The sequence below is a fragment of the Psychrobacter sp. 1U2 genome (assembly GCF_051847575.1).
Genome location: NZ_JBPYDC010000099.1, coordinates 1 through 1,910 on the forward strand (window position 1 = coordinate 1; position 1,910 = coordinate 1,910).

2 protein-coding genes and 1 pseudogene are annotated in these 1,910 nt (G+C 41.7%); 1 reads left to right on the forward strand and 2 read right to left on the reverse strand.

Annotated features, from left to right (window positions below; all coding sequences use genetic code 11):
• Both ACS8FD_RS13480 and ACS8FD_RS13485 read right to left on the reverse strand, forming a co-directional pair.
• Window positions 1-135 (reverse strand): annotated as a pseudogene (locus tag ACS8FD_RS13480) (pirin family protein); the annotation flags it as partial.
• Between the two features lie 149 nt (window positions 136-284).
• Entirely contained in the window at window positions 285-1,238 is a 954-nt protein-coding gene (locus ACS8FD_RS13485; RefSeq protein WP_439260450.1) for an MBL fold metallo-hydrolase, read from the reverse strand.
• A 262-nt stretch (window positions 1,239-1,500) separates the two neighbouring features.
• Between ACS8FD_RS13485 and ACS8FD_RS13490 the strand changes: the two genes are divergently transcribed.
• The coding region (locus ACS8FD_RS13490) for an alpha-hydroxy-acid oxidizing protein (protein ID WP_439276256.1) at window positions 1,501-1,910 on the forward strand (410 nt) is incomplete at its 3' end.

Consider the following 1,910-nt stretch of genomic DNA (forward strand, 5'->3'; position numbering starts at 1 on the left):
ATTAATCACCTTGAGAACGCCGAACCCTACCCGCTCACGGTCATAGTAGTCGGCAAAGCTAAAAGTGTGCTTACTCCTGAGCCAACCATGATACGAGCCGCCGCGTGTATTTGCTGGATGATGGATGGTTTTCATCATGAGTCCTCGTTTGGTTTGAATTACTAAAAAAACGATATTCCACATTTTATCTCATAAAAAAGAGTTGCCAGAATACTCTAACAACTCTTTTATGAAGACGACTAATCAAAAAGCTTTCTAAAATGACAGTTTGATTCAATCGCTAATTACCACATGCCGCGGCGATGGTTTTTCACCCAGCGGTGCATACCAAGCGTGTTCAGTGTTTTCATGTTACTAAAGTTGGTCCAGCTTTGTACTTCTGGGCTAAACTCAACATTGCGATATAACTGATCCCAGCTTTGTCCAGCACGTTCAAGAGTCAATACTTGCTTATGCAAATCAACCATGTAATCGCGCAGTGCGACTTGCTCAGCTTTAGTCGCTGGGGTGTAATGACCGATATCGATAATATCAACGTCTTGCTCAATCACCCAATCTAAAGTGTTGATCCAGCCATCATAATAGAAGTCTAAGAAATCATTGTAAGGCATGGTTTTGTTTTGGCAGACGTCGGTGCACTGTAGCGCTTTTTGACGCGGGAATAGCACCATGGTCATACTGTTTGAATGACTAGGATCGACGCGGTGTAGCTCAACCGTCTCACCGCCGAGAGTAATGGTCATGTCTTCGTCGAACACTCTATCAGGGATGGCATAAGGCATTCTTTCCCCAATCACAGGCTCAATCACATTTCTGTGTGCAACGATGGTCGCGCCTTGCTTTTGAAATACTTGGCTACCTGCCATGTGATCCGCATGAGCATGGGTTAAGACATTGTATTTGACAGAGACACCAAAACGACTTTTGATCTCTTTACTGAGCCATTCTGTAGCACAAGTTGCGCCGCCATCAACAACTAGTGCGCCTTCATCGGTGATCATCACGATACCACTATGTACAGCCAAGCCCGAGCCATTAGTATGGCGATATAAGTTGTCTTTAAGCTTCGTTAACGTTGGCGCTGCATCATCGCACATACCTACTGTAAAGTCTGGTAATACAGCACGTTTGGCAACTTTTGATTTATCGACACTGATACCCGTATCAGAAGCAGCAGTTGCCGCCACAGATAAGGCAAGACTGGCAAGAGTCAGGATGGATTTCTTGAGTAAATTCATTGTAAGCCTCTAATGTTATTGAAATAATATTGGTATTGACTTAACCTTAAAAAAAGTTAGAGAATAGAAAAGGTAAGTCACAAGACGTTACTAGCCTGTAATAATATATAATAAATATAGTGTAATTTGAAGTTTAAATTAACCTTATACGTTGATAATTAACAATTATTTAACAATAGATAGTCATTATTTATTATAATGCGTACATAAATACTCATACCAATAATTAACTACTAAATAATTAATTACTAAAGGATAAGTAATGAAACCATCAGTGAATGACACTAGCGAATTAACCAAAAAATCTATCTCAAGACGTAAGCTATTAGGCGCAGCTGGTATCGGTCTTAGCGCGTTACCTTTGATGAGCACGCAAGTTTTTGCAGCAGCGAATGACGCTACTAGACCACCAACGCCCTATCTTGCCAGTACCGCAGAAAAGAAAATCAACATCATTAGTCTTGATCGCTTAGAAGTCGAAGCGCGCGGTGCGATTCCAAAAGCAGGTTATGAATTTGTCTCAGGCGGCGCAGGTGATGAGTGGACACTACGCGAAAACCGCCGTGCCTTTAATGATTATCGTATTGCAGCCAAACGCCTAGTTGGCTTATCTAGTGATGATATCGATATCAAAACGCGCTTGTTAGGTTTAGAGATGCCATCTCCTATCAT